Here is a 17,340-nt window from a genome sequence, read left to right as displayed (position 1 = left end):
ACCACAAATGTTGTCCCTTTACCTACCTCACTTTTGACCTCAATCTCGCCTTTATGTGCCTCAATGATGCGTTGGCAAATGGCTAAACCCAGGCCTGTGCCTTTGCCCTTTGTGGTAAAGAATGGGTCAAAGATACGCTTGAGGTCTTCCTCTACTATCCCTTTACCCATATCAGAAATAATGAGCTTAATAAATTCCCCTCCTTTCTCACTTTTCACTTTCAACTTTCCACTTTTAACTTCTGTCATCGCCTCAGCAGCATTCTTAATGAGGTTTGTAAAGACCTGTTTAAGTTTGTCCGGGTCTGCTGTTAGTAATGGCACATCAGGAGCAAACTCCTTCTCTATTTCTACTGCGGCTAACATCTCTTGAGGCAATTCGCTAAATGAGTCCTCAATAATCTTATGAAGATCAACCGTTTTTAGATTAAGCATAGGAGGTTTTGAGAAATTCAGCAGGTCATTAATGTAGGTAACTGCCCTTTGTGTGGCTTCATCCATCTGGGAAAGGGTCCTTTGGGCTTTTTCATTTTCAGGCAGAATTTTTTCTAAGTAATAAAGCCCAGCCTTGATAACCGATAATGGATTTTTTACCTCATGGGCGGCTTCTGAGGCAATTTGAACCGCCACGGCAAGCCTTTCTGTCTCTATAAGTTTCTTTTCCATCTGCTTGTGAGAAGTAAGGTCATAGATATAAACCAAATCTGCTGGACGATTCTTATAACTCAACTTTGGCAAAAATCTAAACCTAAATATTCAAAAATCTCCTTTTTTTCCATTCTCTTTATCTCTGGCTTCTATAACCCGCAATCCTATCTATGATGGAACTGTCTTGCCCTATCATTTGCCCTTCGACACATCTCTATCTTAGTCAGTAGGCGACCCTCAAGGCCTAATTTGGGGGTAGCTAGCCGAGCATCAACTCAAGAACTACAGCTGATGTGAAAACCTCTCCCCCAATGACTTTTGATACCTTTCAGTCCTCGCACCTGGTAATCCGAAAAGTCCAAGATGCTGCTTGGCATCACGAAAGTAGGTTCACAATTCCCCACCGCATTTGATAGATAGAGAGTATCCGTTCCACCCTAAAGTCCTTACGGTTGGTGACGATATAAACAGGTTCTTTTAATCTATTATTTTCATCATAGGCTCGACATATTAGTACCCTTATCTTTTCTATGTCTCTTTTAAGAGAAGGAAGAGAGACTTTTAAGGAAAGCGAGCGGAATCTTTTCTCTCCCCTGCTTACTGTTGCATATCCCAAGCAGAGACAGTTTTAGCAAATTCCTGTAAAGTATGTCTTCCTTGATAAACCATCTTTCTATCTCCTTTGGCACGAGTCACCCAATCTTTTCCCTTTTGTTCAATAAAGTCTGCTAATTCTCTACAAAAATACCAGCTGTCAAACATTACCCCGCAATCCTACAAAATCTTTCACCTTGGTCTAGAGCATATTGGATCAACTCTTTAGCTATTTCTATTTTCGTTCGGAATCTTTCCGCTGTCATTTGGCAATACTCTTCGTTGAGATAAAGGTAAAACCTTAAAGGGTATTTATTGCCTCTATGGTCTACATAGAGAAGAAGCAAAAGAGAATGAGCATATTGGAGAAAACACCCATTACCTCTGATCATAAAATTTGCTCTTTGGGCTCTATGTATTTTCCATATTTTTCTATCAATGTATCATTATATCACCAACCATCCTATATCTTCCAAAGAATGAGCATCATTATAAGTGTTTTATTGCTGATATAGAGGTCTCCAAAACGCAATTCGCAATTCCCTCTGAGCTTTCAGTTAAAAAGTGATGCAGGCCATCATAACCTCCGCAATCCTATTCTTCTAAAACCTTGAGATAGGGTTTGCACATTTGCTTATCAAAAGATTATAATGCCAGTAATAAACAGTTCAAAATTTTTGAATTGGGGGGTTTTAAGAACCGAAATTATAATTCTTAGCATAATTTATGTATATCCTCTGGAATGGAAAGAATAGGAATATGTGCCATCCTATTCTATTTATCGGCATTTTATTACTTTTCCTTTAGAGATTTTTTAAATTTGCCAAAGTTGAGCTTTTACTCTACTTATCACATTTTTGGTAAAGTAAAGCCCATCACCTATGATTAAATCAAAGAACCCCTTTCCCAATCTCTCTGCACTGTGTACCAACAATCTATTTGATGTAGATAGTTCATGGCCTCGTCCTTCGGATCTTTCAAAGTCGATAAGCATCGCAAATCCTGGTGTTCCTATCATGGCCAATATACTGCCTTCTATACTTCCTAATACTGCAACCTTAACAGCTCTTACTGTCAGTTTTCTGCCTTCGCAAGTCCGAAAAGTCGCATTTTTCTCTTTTTCCTTTAATCTTTTTTATGGTTTTTTCTAAAATAAAGAAGTCGGGGAAAATATGTAACCCCTCAGTTATCAGTTGAAAAATGTGTTTAAGGAGAAGGGGAAAGGGAGAAAAAGAAAGAATTGGAGAAAATTTCAAAGTATTATAAAGTATTGTTTTTGATAGATGCTTTCCCCTATTCTCCATAATTCCCCTTTTCTCCTTTTTTACTTTATCTCTATAATTCACTATCTTTTTATCCACCGAGTAACTGAGGCATTACGAAAATCTGAAATTTTGGGTTGTAATTTTCTTCTTTAATATGTTATCTTTTATCTGCTTAAAAAAGCAAATTCTTATCATCTTTTCAAGGAACAACTCATGAATATTCGACAAATAGCTGTACTCGTCGCTGCAGCCGTACTCCTGTTGTGCTTTCTGTCTTGGGCGGCCGCCGCCAGTGTGGGTAAGGCAAGTTTCAAACTCACCGAACAGTCTCTGGATAATCTACGAGAAGAGGGGCTTCCTAACGAAATTTTAGAAAAGTTAGAAGCCCTTAAAGATCAAAAGTTTAATACAGAAGACGAATTCTTAAAGGCTGTAAGACAGGAAATAGGGCAGGATCAAACTATTAGCTATAAAGAGCAGATTTTGCAACATGCCATGGATGACATTGCAGAAGTTAAACATACCTCCGAAGTGCTACAGGCACAGAATTGTGCACTTACGAAGCGTCTGGCTGATCTCGGAGCAGCATTAGACGAGCGTGCACAGAAGCAAAAGAAAGCTGAGAGCAGTGATCAGAAACATCTCGAGCAACTAGAGCAACGTGTCAAGGAATTGGAGATCGAGAAAGCTGTTCGGGATGAAGCGACCCGTTCAATCATTCGAGATGCCATTTCAACGTTGGGGTCAAATATCAACGAGTTCGTGGCTCTGAACGGTGCCATAGAGATGCTCGGTGGCTGGACCGAGGATTTTTCACATCAGAGTGAGGGCGTGCTCCTTTTGAATACAGCCGAACTTGACTTTGAAATCCATGTAAACGAATGGACATTGGGAAATCTGGTTATCCAATATGATAGGGATATTTCCTTTTTAACGACCAAGGGCTTCGAGGTTGGGATTGATCGAATCAATCTTAACACGGCGTTCCTTACCATTGGCGATCCGCAGCGATTCCCACCTTTCTTGACATTTGGGCAGATGATCCTACCCTTTGGAATCTCAACTGGCAACCCTGTGGCAGATGTGCTGACCATAGAAAATCCATTGACCATTGACGCGTTTGAGATGAGAAATATTGCCATCGGGTTTGGCTTGGGATTTCCAACACCTGTTCTGACTTCAGCCACACCACCAGTAGCTCCACCACTGGTCAGGCCACTGGTGATTAAACCCCTCACCAGCTCACTCATGAGACGGCTTGGCTACCGTCCACCTCCGATGCAGCCGCCGCCCCCAACTTTTGTCACCCCTACGCCAACTCCTCCTCTTTTCAATGTAGGCTTTTATTCTTATGATGGAAGCACCTTTGAAAAGGTCGACACCGGTGGGTATAGACCCGGCGACCACATTAACGCTACGATAGGCTTTCGCACCAAGGGAAATTGTGGTCGTCACTACGACCAGCTACAAGGTACTGCTTTTTGTCCTTGGTCAATCGATGTTGATGTTGATTACACCAGCTCGGTCTTCGACAGCCGATTCCTGGAAACCAAATATCGGAGCTTCCTCGGCCAGATTGGTTTCGTACCTGGGATGGCTGTGAGTCTCAAAGCGACCCTTGGTCCTACATCGTTCATTGGTGAGTGGAATGAAGCCATCAGTCGGGCAGTGTTTACCGATGATCTATGCGATCAGGTTAGTATAAAGCCCTCCGCCTGGCAGATCACACTCGGCCATCAGTTTGATTGGAATCCGTGGGTCCAGGTGATTGGCGCTCAAGGAGACTATCTTGCCATCGGCTATTCGGAGACCCGCAATCTGGCAGGGGTAATGCGGGTGTTCAACGGTGAGTCAATCAGGGTTGGGTCCCTTCCCAAGAGACGATTTATCGTGAGCGTAGGCGAGTGGGTACTGGAAAGTCTCAAATTTGCGGTCGAGTATTCCCATAACGTGGACTACCCGAAGAATGAGGGCGGTACCGGTAACTCCGGGAATGCGATATTCTCGTCACTTACAATCGTGTGGTAATACGGTCACACGCCTGTGACCTACTGATGATGCTACATTGTTCGGAAGGCGTCGACCGGTTCTAAGTGGGCAGCACACAATGCTGGATAGGTGCCTGACAACAACCCAATTACGCCGCCGACAAGTGGTGCAAGGAATGGTGCTGCTGGGTCTAACACCGGAGTCCAAATATAGTAAGCGGAGACGGCAACCACAATGAGAACACCAATGTTGGCCCCAATGATGCCTCCAATAACACCCAGTGAGGTGCTCTCGATCAGAAACTGTGCGGCGATGTGCCAGCGCGTTGCTCCGATCGCTCGTCGCAAGCCAATCTCGCTGGTCCGCTCCATCACCCCCACAAGTGTAATATTGGCAATGCCAATAGCACCTACAACTAGAGACAACGCGCCAAGCATGAGAAACATAACATTTAAATCGGTTTGTACTTCATCGCGTACGCGCTTGGGCTCTAAGGGAACTTCAATCTTCAAAACCTGTGGATCGTCGGGTCGCAGTGCCAATCGTGCTTGATCGGCAATCAGGTATGCCGCGCCAATCTTTGTCTCGACGACCACGGTGTCAGGACCGACCAACCCGAAATAGTAGCGTGCGGTGCCCTCAGGGATAATGACAGAGCCAAGTAACTCAGGTTTGCGGGCAACATCGCGCAGGATACCAATGACCAGGTAGAGATGATCACCGATGGAGATCGATGGAAGTTGCTCGGGGCCCGTAATGCCGAGGTGCCGAGCAGCGTCCGGACCAAGAACTACCACTCGGTCCGCCCGATTCGAATGACCTATATCTAATAATTTTCCGGTCAAAAGCTCAGCTCTGACTGCTCTGAACAGATCGGGGGACGCTGCGTATACCGCAAGCTTAAACGCACTCTGGTTCAGAAAGTCTTTCACAGGCGAGGAGCTAACCAGCGCGCCTCCGACATCAACCTCACTCATCATTCCAACGGCAACCACGCCGTTCAGACGGCGAAGACGAGTCGGCGCATCCCATGGAATTGCTTTAGGATCGACGATGCCTGTTGTTCTGCCAGGTTTTGCCTTGATGAAAAGTTCAGTTGCGGCAAGCTGGTCGAACTGGCTGATTATGCGGTTACCAGCTGTGCGGGTCAGACCCAGCGTCGCCACCAGGGCAGTGAGCCCAACGATAATGCCCAACACAGTCAGCATCATACGCCCCGGCCTAACAAACATCCCTGCAATCGCTTCATTTAGAAGATCACGGATCGTGATTCCTGACCGAGCTATGGTCGTATTCACAGCCGTTGCTGAAGAGCCTGTTGACTTGTTCTCACTTGTGACTTCTGTCAAGAAGCCATCAATGATGTGCACATGGTGGGTGGCCCGCCTGGCGACATTCTCGTCGTGCGTAATGATGATTAAGGTAAGACCATCTTGATTTAGCTCTTCGAAGAGGTCAAGCAGGGCGGCTGAGGTTTTTGAATCAAGATTTCCAGTCGGTTCGTCGCATAACAACAAGCTGGGAGAACCGATCAGGGCGCGGGCAATGGCAACCCTTTGCTTCTCACCACCTGATAGTTTTATCGGCAAAAAATCAGCCCGGTGACTGAGCCCAACTCGTTCGATTGCTGCCATCGCACGTTCTCGCCGACCACTGCTGGGTTGCTTGCGGTATACCTCCGCCAGCATCACATTTTCTAATACAGTCCGGTAAGACAACAAGTGGAATGCTTGAAACACAAACCCAATGTGTTGACTCCGTAATCCGGCACGTTGTCTGTCAGTTAACTTAGCGGTGTCTATGCCATTAAGGAGATAGGTGCCACTGGTTGGGTGGTCCAGGCAGCCGATAATGTTGAGCAGAGTTGTTTTTCCGGCACCAGATGGACCAGTAATGCACAGCCAATCGCCACGATCTACCGAAAATTCAACATCAACGAGTGAATGTACTACTGGTTCACTGCCGTATTGCTTGCTAATCTTGTGCAATTCAAGCACCCTATGTGTTGTGTCGAGTTCATGCATGGTCATGGGAGCATCTTATTTTCAGGATTCCTGTATCCGACCACCACCAACTGGCCTGGTGTTAGCGTTCCATTAACTGGAGTCACTTCGACATAACCGTCGGCGGACAGTCCTGGCTTGACCACAATATACTCGAGTGCGCCATTGTTTTCTATCTGGATTCTTGATGTCCCATCGGCGGCGAGAGATAGGGCGCTGATCGGAACTACAGTGACGGCTCCCTTGGTTGATTTGACTGGAATAGTGAGGCGCAGAGAAAAGTCTTTGAGTGGCGTCGACGTCTCGATGATGCGCACCTTGAGGTAGACATGGTATCCGTCAACTCCATGAGTGCCAGGGGTATCAGCCACCTCTTCGACGACACCCCTTGCTTTGACCCCAAGGGCCACTTCGTCAATGGCAACCAGCATCCCCGGCTTGACCAACTGTGCGGCGTCAAGGGACAGAGACGAGTCGATTACTAATTGATTGTCAGTTACTACCATCACGGTTCCTCTCGCCGGATCACCGACATAAACCATAACTTCCTTGACACGCACAGGCATTACTGGGATGAAAACAATCTCATCGGCCGGCACCTGTACACCAAGCTTGCGTTTGGCAATGGCTAGGTCAGCAGCCAGTTGATTAACTCGATCAGTGGCCAATTTATTGTCAAACTTGGCAACCTCCAGGGCGTCAACAGCAGATTGAACAGCCATCTCACCTTCCAGGCGAACTGATTTTACAGCCGCTTCAGCCAGTTCTAATTGCTCGATGGACAACTTGCCGTCACGTTCTGCAGCCTGGATGGTTATTTCACCTTCCAATCGAATTTTACGGGCCGCAGATCGAGCCACTTCAAGTTTGGCATCGGCGGACTTCCGGGCTGTTTCTGGTTGTCGGGGGTCCAGCGCTACCAAAGCCCGGGCAACAATCTGAGCCTCCACCTCGGCAGCAGCAGCTTTATCGTTATGCTCTGCCGTGGCGCGTACGGTTTCTACAGCTATGGGTACACCTGTCTTTGGATTTGCTATAAATCTACGCAGATCCGCCCTCCTGGCCTCAAGTTCAGCAGCAGCAGTTCTATTGTTGCGCTCGGCGGTGGCGCGTGCGCTTTCTACAGCAAGAACAGCAGTAGCAGTAGCAGCTGATAGCTGATTTCTTTCTGCCTCAGCCCAGGCCTGTTCAAGAGTGCGGACATTTGCAAGTTGGTCCTTTGTCGGCCCAATCGGCTCCCATCCTTTTAATTTGTACCACTTGGCCACCGCATTGCTGGTCTGTTGATCATATCTACCATCAATGGAACCTGGATCAAACCCGAGGCGTTTGAGTGCTTCCTCCAACTGTCGTACATCATCGCCACAGATACCAGGAACAAGATCCCGGTAGACTGGAAGCTTGCCCCAAAGAACGAACACAGGACGTCCAGAAGCGGTGAGTATTACATTACCTCCCTCAAATTGGGTATTTGGCAAAGGTAAGGTGGTGACCACCTCTGCCTCCGTTTTCAAGGCAGATGGTGCAATGGATATCGGTTGAGGTAATCCGAACCGTGCTGTGCCGCGCGTCACGACTTTGGAACTCAACACACGTTCCTCCACCGGAACAAGAATTGGTGATGGTATCGGAGGTGCTGCTCGTGCAGCTATATCCGCTGGAGATTCAATCCGCGAACCTACTATCCAGCCCCCTATCCCAACAACAGCGACAAACCCCAGGACACTAAATAAAACAATAATCCGTTTTGTTGTCATAATCTTATGTGTCCAAAGCTATGTTTTGCAGAGATCTATTAGTTGACCAACACCAGGTCTTGACCTGCGGAAGTCAGGACTGTGCAGCGGCAAAGTTCATTGGATTTTACGAGAATACATTTCCCTCTCAATTTCCGCCTCAACTGGATCGAAAATCTTCTTTTCTAGCTCAAAGTTGCTTTTGGCAACATTCCACTCATAGGTTTTAAGCTTTTCTAAGGCAATCCGCTTTTCGTACGGTAGCTTTTCGACAGGGATTGTACCATCGTTTGTAATAGCAGCCAGCCGCTTTCTGATGTCGGGTTCAATTTCATCCGGATGCTTATAGTCAAAACCAGCCTCACGCATCTTGGCAACATATTTCCTTAGGGCGGCTTTCGTACGTGGGTCTTTATTGATCAGGGCGTCTTTAGGATTATAGTAAGTTGCCTTCAACTGTTCCGGCTTGAAGACCTGTTCAATGGCCTTGCGCGTGCAACCCCCGGTACGTGAAAAGTCTTCTATCTCAAGCCCAACCGCAAATGTCACATCGGTATTCTCACCAAACAGGGCGCGGTTATAGGCTACCTGGTCAGCAGGAGACAGCTTCTTGAAAATCTGGATGTTCTGTTTACCCAAGCTGACCTTGGCTGGACAATAGCCTGTGGAAAGCTGTGGGGGTCTACCTGTGTACACTGTTGCTATGCCGAACCCGTATTTGTTAATAAACTCTTCCTCGCTGAGTCCAGGCATATTCTTATCAGCAGCCATCCCTCTACGGACTGTCTCGTAATCAACGGCGATATACTCAAATCCTTGTTCACGCATGCACTTGGAGATCAGCGTCTCAACCCTCTTAATTGCCTGGACAAGCTCCTTTGGGGTCAGGCCAAACTCCTCGGTACCTGGACCAGCCGGCGATTTCTCTTTGGGGGCGGCGCCTGCGATACCGGCAAGAACGAACATGATGACCGTTGCTGTTACTTTAAATCTATTTTTCATCTCATTTTCCTCCTATATACTAAACTGGAAATCACCGAAGATCAGCAAATCGAGCATGGTCACGACTGTGACTAATTGTCTTTACCTACAATCTCACCTGTCTCGATATCAACGAAGACATCCCATTTCTTTCCGTCTTCCTCTGCAATGATCTCCACTGTGTAGTCCCGAATTTATTCATTGTACGAATTAACTGTTTTCCGGTTTACTGATTATACCGCCCCCGAATCGCAAGTACAGACTGGGGACAACGAAGAGATTGATTAAGGTCGAGGTAGTCAGACCTCCCAGGATAACCACTGCCGTCGGGTATTCAATTTCGTGGCCGGGGACAGTTCCGGCGACCACCAGTGGAATAAGGGCTAGCGCTGTAGTCAGGGCAGTCATCAGGATTGGCGACAACCGTTCACGCGCTCCACGCAGCACTAGGTCCGGTCCAAAGGTCTCACCCTCATAACGCTCAAGGTGTCTGAAGTGGCTGATCATGAGGATACCGTTACGGGTGGCAATCCCCAGTATGGTGAGGAATCCCACCAGGGAACCGAGAGATATGACAGCACTACTTATACCCGTAGCTATAATTCCGCCTATCATCGCAACCGGAAGAAGCAGCATAACCATCAAGGCAAGCCGCCAGTTTCTTTCCATTGACTCGTGCAGGATGAGTAAGATGGCAAAAAGAGCAAACCAGGTTATAATTATAAGTATGTTCTGGGCACGCTGCCGCTCCTGGTACTCACCAAGCATCTCTGCGTGATAGCCGAGAGGGAATTTCATTTTGGTAAGTTTTTGTTTAAGTTCACGGGCCACGGAACCAAGGTCACGTCCGTATACATTTCCAGCGATATCCATACGGCGTGAACTGTCCTCCCGTAACAGCACATTAGGAGCCGGCCTTATCTGAACTGTAGCCAGATCACCTAACCGCACACGTCGACCATCCTTGGTGTCCAGAAGGAGATTGCTTACACTTTCAATGCTGTTTCGATTCTCTGGGGTACTCCATATATGTACCTCGATATTCTTCCCGTCTTTCCAGATGTCTCCAGCTTCCTCGCTTGCGATAAAAGTAGCGGCGGCTCTCCGCACATCTCCGGGCTTAATACCATATTGCAATGCGGCGGCAAGATCCACTTCAACCTGGAGCTGGGGGATCTCGATCTGAAGGTCTATATGCTCCTCAATAATTCCGTCAATCCCGGACATAATGGTCTTTATCTCCTCAGCCTTCTTGCGCATAATATCCAGGTTATCACCAAAGATACGCACCACCAGAGCGTCGCTAGTACCGGTGAGTACCTCTTTTGTACGTTCTTTGAGGTAAGTCTGTACATCGCGATACAGACCCGGGTAGCCCCCGACAACCTCTTTAACCGCTGCAACGGTTTTATCGTAGTCAACTGATTTGTCGAGGCTAATCCAATTCTCCGCGAAGTTCATGCCTACTGGCTCGTCGGCCAGGGTTCCTTGCCCGATGTGAGCGCCGAAGTTGCGGACTCCCGGGACAGAAAGTAATTCCTTGCTTGCCGCCTTACAAATCCGCAGCATTTCCGGATGAGAGGTACCTGGCTTGGCCACCCAGTGCATCAGGAAGTCCCGTTCTTTAAAGGCGGGAAACAACTCCTCCCCGAGGAATGGTAAAGTTGAGAGCCCTGCGACTATGACCACTCCAAGCACAACGTAGGCGGCAATGGGACGGCTAATAATGGGAACAAGCAATTTTTTGTAACCCGCCTGCAGCCACAGGGCTATAGGAGATTCCTTTTCCTTGGGTGGCGCCTTTGTCATCAGCAGCAGAGCCATTGCAGGAGTGACGGTAAGGGCAGTCACGGTAGATGCTGCTATTGCCAGGCAGTAAGAGAGAGCAAGGGGCTTAAAAAATGATCCTGTCAATCCTCCAGTAAAAAATATCGGAGCCAAAGCAGCTATTTCGATCAGGCTTGAATAGATGACGGCTCCACGAATCTCCATGGAGGCTTCCAGTATAATCTTCGCCATCGGCTTCTTAATTTCTTCCCGTTGATACTGGCGTAAACGCCGGACAATATTTTCTATGTCAATAATCGCATCGTCAACAACCGCGCCGAGGGCGATAACAAGCCCTGCCAAAACCATTGTATTGATTGAGGCCCCGCGGAAGTATAATACAAGGACAGCGGTTATCAGGGATAATGGAATGGCCACGACACTGATTAGGGTAACCCGCCATTCGTAGAGAAAGGCAGCAAGCATTATGATCACAAGAATACAACCGAAAAGCATGGATTTGCTGAGATTGCTGATGGATTCCTCAATAAAGGTCGCCGGCCGGAAGATCTGTGTGTCGATTTCGATTCCCGGCAGGCCGGGGGCCATCTTAGCCAGGGCCTCTTCAACCCCGCGGGTTATCTCAAGGGTATTACCCCAGGGCAGTTTTTCTACTATCATCATAAGGCCGATGTCCTCATTAATAATGGCGTCACCATTTAGGTGAGGCTGTATATCCCGTATTACCGTGGACACATCACCCAGGGTGACGGGTTTATGTCCCGGTGAGACATCAACAGGCATCTGGGCCAGTTGTTCAGGTTCAAGGTAGGGCAGGATATGGCGAATGCCATACCGCTGCTCCGGGGTATCGATAAATCCCCCCATGCCGATCTCATGCCCACTGGAGAATTTGAACATTCCCACGTCGAGGGCATCAGCAGTAGACTCCATAACATTGATTAGGGAGACTCCCTTCTCGTTCATCAGTTTGGGGTCAGCCTGCACCAACAGTACATTCCATCGGTCACCCCATATTGCAACATTCGCCACTCCTGGAACCCGCATAAGCCGGGGGCGTATGCTCCAATAGGCGGTCAATGCGGTGTCGATCAATTTCTGAGTGGACTTGTCTTTTACGGATAGGCCAATCTTCATTACCCGGCTTGTAGAGGAGAGGGGTTGAATCATAAAGGGAGCGCTGGCCCAAATTGGCAGTACTGATGTTGCCTCCCGCACACGCTCCTGAACCAACAGTCTTGCTTTCATAAGGTCTACCCCGGGTTTGAAGATGAGCAGAACAGAAGACAGATCAGGTATAGAGCGGGAACGTAAAACATCCAGCCCCTCCACTCCATTGAGGGCTTCCTCAATGGGCACTGTAACCAGTGCCTCAACATCCGCCGCGGACAGCCCTAATGCCAAGGTTTGAATCTCGACCCGCGGTGGAGCAAACTCCGGATAGACGTCCACCGGCATATTACGGATCTGCATCATTCCGAATATCACCAGCATCGCTGCTCCGATAACAACCAGGAATCTCAGCCCTAAGCTTTTTCTTATAATCCAAGATATCATATCTTAAACTCCTTATATATTAGTTAAATGCATGCCGGACTACTGACCAATACCGCACTCAACGCCGTAAAGCATCGCTATGCCGATAGTGACAATAGTGGTCCCGACTTCAGGCCCCTTTGAGAGTATCGCCATTTCATCCTCAATAGAGTCAATAGTGATGGGCTCACGCAAATAAATCAGTGGCTTGCGTACTGTATAAACCCATGTCTGGCCATTTGGGTCGTATAGTACTGACGCATAAGGGATAACCTTACGGAGCGGGCCCTGCCCGGCCAGAGTCTCCTTAATTTTGATTGTCTCAATACCGATTCGTTCCGCAGCTTTCGCGGTGAGAGTAATGCCTTCGGTGACACGGCCCCCTTCAGGATTGAATGCCCCATCGAAAGGTATGGCTTTTATTTGGGCGGGGCCTTCGGTTTGTTTAATTTTGGTTTTATCGCCGCCGCATCCCGGGAGAATAAAACACCCCGTTAACAAGAGCACCACTATAACTCTAAATCTATGCTTCATAGCTTGCCTCCTTTCATTGAAAGTCAAGTTCCGAAGACTGGCTACTTTCAAGACCCAAATCTTCGGGTTTAGTGTTTGCTCCGAATCGCAGATACAGTACTGGCAGGACAAACAGGTTAAGCAGTGTGGCAGCGAGAAGACCTCCGAAGAGAATGGCAGCAATGGGAACCACGAGCTCCAGTCCCGACACCATCCTACTGATTAGCAGGGGAACCGTAACTAACACGATAGCCAGGGTGCTCAGGAGAATAGCCCCAAACCTCTGTTCCGATCCGAGGAGTACCAGATCAGGTCCGAAGACCTTACTCTCCTTATGTTCAAGATGCTGGTAACGGGTTATTAGCAAGATGCTACCTCGGGCAGTGATTACGGCTACTGCAAGGCCGCTCATAAGTGAGAGGATCGATGGAGTATTAGGCAGCAAAATGGCAGCCATGACTGATCCGGCAAGCCCCAGGGGTAAAAGGAGAAAAAGCATGCTGGCAAGCCGCCAACTGGAAAAGCGGGATTGGAGCAGGAAGAACACCACGATCAGGGCGGCGATGATGTAGCCCAGGAAGATGCGGCCTTTGGTTTCACGCTGCACTGCCTCTCCGAGGACTTCCACATGGTGTTCAATGGGGAAGTTTATCTTTGCAAGGCGTTTCTCAATATCCTTTGTTACCTCGCCTAAAGAGCGTCCCTGCACTCCTACAATGATGTCCACATAACGGGAAACGGCATCGTGTTCAATGATAGAGGGATTTGGAAGAAGGCGCACATCTGCAACATCTTTAAGTCGCACCAGGTTACCGTTTGGAGTTTCGATAGGCATTTCGTTGATGTCAGAGAGGCTATCCCGCTTATCAGATTCACCCCACACTACGACGTCGAAGATCTTTTGCTCTTCAAACAGGTTTCCCGCGGTAATACCGGCTACCATAGTCGCTGCCGCGCGTCGGACGTCACCGGGCTTAAGCCCTTGTGCTGCAGCCTCGGGAATGAGAACTTCAATTTCAACAGTTGGTTCGAAGACCGGGAGTTTTATCTGTGGGTCGACCACCCCGGCTACATTGGAGATGTTTTTTATTATCTCTTCTGCCTTTTCTTCAAGTATGTCATAAAACCTGCCGTAGACACGAACCACCAGGTCATCGCCGCCATGCTCCGCGGCCACCTCCCGGTAGCGGTGGTTGGGATAAGTGGTTACCATGGACTTCAATTCCGGATAACCCTTGTTGAACAATTTCTTTATAGCATTAATGGTGGCGGTGTGGTCAGTGCCTTGTTTGATGCTGATCCAAAGCTCCGCTGTGTCGATGTTAGTCAGTTTGTCAGAGGTTGAAGCACGCCCGATGTGCCCGCCCACATTGCGTACTCCGGGGATGGAACGCAATTCCTTGCTGGCTTCTGTGGTTAATTTGGACATCTTGGACAGTGAGGTACCGGAACTGGCTTCCAGTTTGACCAGGAAATCGTGGCCCTTAAGCTGGGGAATCAGGTTTAACTTGCCGATAAAGGGCAGTAATACCACGCCGGCCACTATAACGACACCTGCTATAACAGCCGCTACTACAGGTTTACCGACTATACCCTTCAGAACACTGAGATAACCCCTTCTTAATCCTGCTATAATGGGAGATTCAGCAGGCTTGTATTTTTCTGGGGTCAATAAAGCGAGTGATAGGGCAGGGGTAATAATGAGGGTAGCTGCCATTGATACAAGGGCCGCCAGGGCATAGCTGCGGACCAGAGATTGCAGAAAAGGACCGTTAACTTCACCGAGTACGAAAACCGGAGCTACCAAAACAACAACTATCAATAGGGTTGTGAGAAGCGGAATACCCATTTCTAATGCTCCCGCCAGAATGGTACCTGCCACGGGAGTGCTGCTCCCTTTGGAACGGTGCTCTCGGAGCCGATATGAAATGTTGTCTATATAAACGATGCCATCATCAATGATAATGACCAATGCCATTATCAGCCCGGCGATAACCATCATATTCAGCTCAGTTCCTAATGCCGAGAGAACGAGCCATCCGGCGATCATGGACAAAGTAATTGTAAAGATACTGATGAAGGCTTTGCGCCAATTAGGCAGGTATATCACAAACAGGAAGATAAGAAGCAGGACTAATCCAACCTCTAATCTTTTGATGAGATTGGTGTGTCCGGCCTCAACAAAGGAGGCCGCCCTGTAAATGGATGTGTCGATCTCAATCTCTGATAATCCCGGGCGCATGGCATCTAACGCCTTGTCAACTCTACGGGTTACCTCCATGATGCTGGTGTTGGGAAAACGTTCTACAACAAGCAAAACTCCCGGGCTGTCCTTGACAATCGCGTCACCAATGAGCAGTTGGTGGTTTTCAACTACCTGGGCTACCTGGCCGAGGGTAAGCGCCCGGTCCTCGAAATCCTCAACAGTTACCTTAGCAAGTTCTTTCGCTGTCTTGATGGGCTGTATGTGCTGGATCTCGATACGCTGATTCGCGGTATCGATAAAACCGCCGGTTCCCGGTGTTGAGGCCTCAACAAAGGTCAGGGGTGAAGACCACATGGCGTTACCCACTGTCTGGATGACATCGTCGAGGCGAACCTTATACTTTTTCAAGCGTTCCGGATCGATAAGGACCTGGAGCTGTCTATCCCGGAAGCCCCAGATAGACACGTTGGCAACCCCGGGTACACTGAGCAGGCGCTGCCTGATCTTCCAGCGTGCCAGCACTGAAATATCGATAAGTGAGAGCTTCTTGGAGAATAGTCCGATTATCATAAGACGGCTCGTAGTCGCTACTGGCTGGATAACGAGTGGTGCCTTCGATACCTGGGGGAGGGCAGGAACCATAGTTAGACGCTCCTGGACTACCTGTCTGGCCTGGATGGGGTCTGTTCCGGGCTCGAAAATCATCTCAATAGACGACAGCCCGGGAAGTGATTTGGAGCGAATTTTGTGCAACCAGGGCATCCCGTTGAAAAATTCCTGCTCCATCGGATTAGTAATCAGATTTTCCACCTCTTCCGGTGAAAGCCCGAGGGCCTCTGTCTGGACCTCGACGCGCACAGGCCCGAAGTCGGGGAAGACCTCAATGGAAGTATCACGGAGCTGGAAGATTCCCAACCCCACAAGAATGACGGCAATGATTATTGCCGGCAACCGGAGTTTCATACTTGTTTGAATGATCATTTTTAACATAAACTACCTCCTTTTATTTTTATTTTTGGCTCGTTCTTCCAATTAGTTGATTAAAAATTAAAGAAAACATAATAGTGAACACCGTTTACCTCTTATTGTACTTTGTATTTTGAAATTTTACAATTAAATCTCAAATACAAGGAAGTTTACGATATCGAGTCTCAGTATAATAGCAAATCATTTTCCATTTAGTCAAGTAAAAGTTGTCAGGCAATAGGACATCCCAGGCACATCGTGACCCCCATCTGGGGGGAAGTGATTAAATTTCATTTGGGTGTGGCTACTTTTGTCCCGACTGCTAAAAACATCTCTTACACCGTGTAAGAAAAGGAGATAAGGAGATTATGGGGATATTGGAGATATATTTTATAAAATCTATCTTCCTATCTTTCTTATCCCCATATCCCCTTTATTGTAACTATTCACCCATTTGAAGTGAAGCAGTAATGCCTCAGTTACTCGGTGGATAAAAAGATAGTGAATTATAGAGATAGAGTAAAAAGGAGAAAAGGGGAATTATGGAGAATAGGGGAAAGCATCTATCAAAAACAATACTTTATAATACTTTGAAATTTTCTCCAATTCTTTCTTTTTCTCCCTTTCCCCTTCTCCTTAAACACATTTTTCAACTGATAACTGAGGGGTTACTGTTCTGAGAATATACCCGTAAGCAACAGGTTTACAAAAAAAAGAAGATAGGGAATAGGGAGTAGAGAGTAGTAAAAAGAGCTTAAAAATTAACCAATCCCTAATCTCTATTCCCTAATCCCTAAATCATTATTTATTGCAAACTCAATTTATTTGGGTATAAATAGCTTATTGAACTGGCAGATTGACCACAAATGTCGTTCCTTTGCCTACCTCACTTTTGACCTCAATCTCGCCTTTGTGTGCCTCAACGATACGCTGGCAAATGGCTAAACCCAAACCTGTGCCTTTGCCTTTTGTGGTAAAAAATGGGTCAAATATCCGTTTGCGGTCTTCCTCGCTTACCCCTTTGCCCATATCAGAAATGCTGAGTTTGATAAATTCCCCTTCTTTCTCACTTTTCACTTTCAACTTTCCACTTTTAACTTCTGTCATCGCCTCAGC

General features: G+C 47.5%; 11 protein-coding genes. 1 reads left to right on the top strand and 10 read right to left on the bottom strand.

The features are described from left to right. The 3 genes from QMD03_08340 to QMD03_08330 form a co-directional block, all read right to left on the bottom strand. Positions 1-737, bottom strand: a 737-nt coding sequence (locus tag QMD03_08340; protein MDI6777224.1) for an ATP-binding protein, incomplete at its 3' end; no start/stop codon positions are given. Between the two features lie 507 nt (positions 738-1,244). Next, positions 1,245-1,409, bottom strand: coding sequence for a hypothetical protein (locus tag QMD03_08335; protein MDI6777223.1), 165 nt, complete (start codon positions 1,407-1,409; stop codon positions 1,245-1,247). Positions 1,410-2,299: 890 nt separating this feature from the next. Then, on the bottom strand, positions 2,300-2,602 hold the full coding sequence (locus QMD03_08330) for a hypothetical protein (protein MDI6777222.1): 303 nt from the start codon (positions 2,600-2,602) through the stop codon (positions 2,300-2,302). Between the two features lie 117 nt (positions 2,603-2,719). Between QMD03_08330 and QMD03_08325 the strand changes: the two genes are divergently transcribed. Then, a complete protein-coding gene (locus QMD03_08325) occupies positions 2,720-4,534 on the top strand; it encodes a hypothetical protein (protein MDI6777221.1) in 1,815 nt (604 codons plus the stop codon). A 32-nt stretch (positions 4,535-4,566) separates the two neighbouring features. Here QMD03_08325 and QMD03_08320 read toward each other — a convergent pair whose 3' ends face one another. The 7 genes from QMD03_08320 to QMD03_08290 all read right to left on the bottom strand — a co-directional run. Further along, complete coding sequence (locus QMD03_08320) at positions 4,567-6,525, bottom strand: ATP-binding cassette domain-containing protein (protein MDI6777220.1); 1,959 nt, start codon at positions 6,523-6,525, stop codon at positions 4,567-4,569. After that, the gene (locus QMD03_08315; GenBank protein ID MDI6777219.1) at positions 6,522-8,255 is read right to left on the bottom strand and encodes a peptidoglycan-binding protein; all 1,734 of its coding nucleotides are present in this window, start codon (positions 8,253-8,255) and stop codon (positions 6,522-6,524) included. Before QMD03_08315 ends, QMD03_08320 begins: the two co-directional genes overlap by 4 nt. 96 nt (positions 8,256-8,351) lie before the next feature. Then, positions 8,352-9,236, bottom strand: a complete 885-nt coding sequence (locus QMD03_08310) for a hypothetical protein (protein ID MDI6777218.1) — start codon at positions 9,234-9,236, stop codon at positions 8,352-8,354. A 189-nt stretch (positions 9,237-9,425) separates the two neighbouring features. Continuing rightward, on the bottom strand, positions 9,426-12,560 hold the full coding sequence (locus tag QMD03_08305; GenBank protein ID MDI6777217.1) for an efflux RND transporter permease subunit: 3,135 nt from the start codon (positions 12,558-12,560) through the stop codon (positions 9,426-9,428). Between the two features lie 39 nt (positions 12,561-12,599). Beyond that, on the bottom strand, positions 12,600-13,073 hold the full coding sequence (locus tag QMD03_08300) for a hypothetical protein (GenBank protein MDI6777216.1): 474 nt from the start codon (positions 13,071-13,073) through the stop codon (positions 12,600-12,602). 13 nt (positions 13,074-13,086) lie between these two features. Further along, the gene (locus QMD03_08295; GenBank protein ID MDI6777215.1) at positions 13,087-16,248 is read right to left on the bottom strand and encodes an efflux RND transporter permease subunit; all 3,162 of its coding nucleotides are present in this window, start codon (positions 16,246-16,248) and stop codon (positions 13,087-13,089) included. Between the two features lie 816 nt (positions 16,249-17,064). After that, the coding region (locus QMD03_08290) for an ATP-binding protein (protein ID MDI6777214.1) at positions 17,065-17,340 on the bottom strand (276 nt) is incomplete at its 5' end.

The sequence above is a fragment of the Syntrophales bacterium genome (assembly GCA_030018935.1).
In the GTDB taxonomy this organism is placed as follows: Bacteria; Desulfobacterota; Syntrophia; order Syntrophales; family CG2-30-49-12; genus CG2-30-49-12.
Note: the sequence above shows the minus strand (reverse complement) of the source record. Positions and strands in the feature narration are given on the sequence as shown.

What these genes read in the sequence shown, in the direction of transcription:
- QMD03_08335 (MDI6777223.1), bottom strand. Translation starts at nt 1,409, where the DNA reads ATGTTTGACAGCTGGTATTTTTGTAGAGAATTAGCAGACTTTATTGAA.
- QMD03_08325 (MDI6777221.1), top strand. Translation starts at nt 2,720, where the DNA reads ATGAATATTCGACAAATAGCTGTACTCGTCGCTGCAGCCGTACTCCTG.
- QMD03_08320 (MDI6777220.1), bottom strand. Translation starts at nt 6,525, where the DNA reads ATGACCATGCATGAACTCGACACAACACATAGGGTGCTTGAATTGCAC.
- QMD03_08315 (MDI6777219.1), bottom strand. Translation starts at nt 8,255, where the DNA reads ATGACAACAAAACGGATTATTGTTTTATTTAGTGTCCTGGGGTTTGTC.
- QMD03_08310 (MDI6777218.1), bottom strand. Translation starts at nt 9,236, where the DNA reads ATGAAAAATAGATTTAAAGTAACAGCAACGGTCATCATGTTCGTTCTT.
- QMD03_08305 (MDI6777217.1), bottom strand. Translation starts at nt 12,560, where the DNA reads ATGATATCTTGGATTATAAGAAAAAGCTTAGGGCTGAGATTCCTGGTT.
- QMD03_08300 (MDI6777216.1), bottom strand. Translation starts at nt 13,073, where the DNA reads ATGAAGCATAGATTTAGAGTTATAGTGGTGCTCTTGTTAACGGGGTGT.
- QMD03_08295 (MDI6777215.1), bottom strand. Translation starts at nt 16,248, where the DNA reads ATGTTAAAAATGATCATTCAAACAAGTATGAAACTCCGGTTGCCGGCA.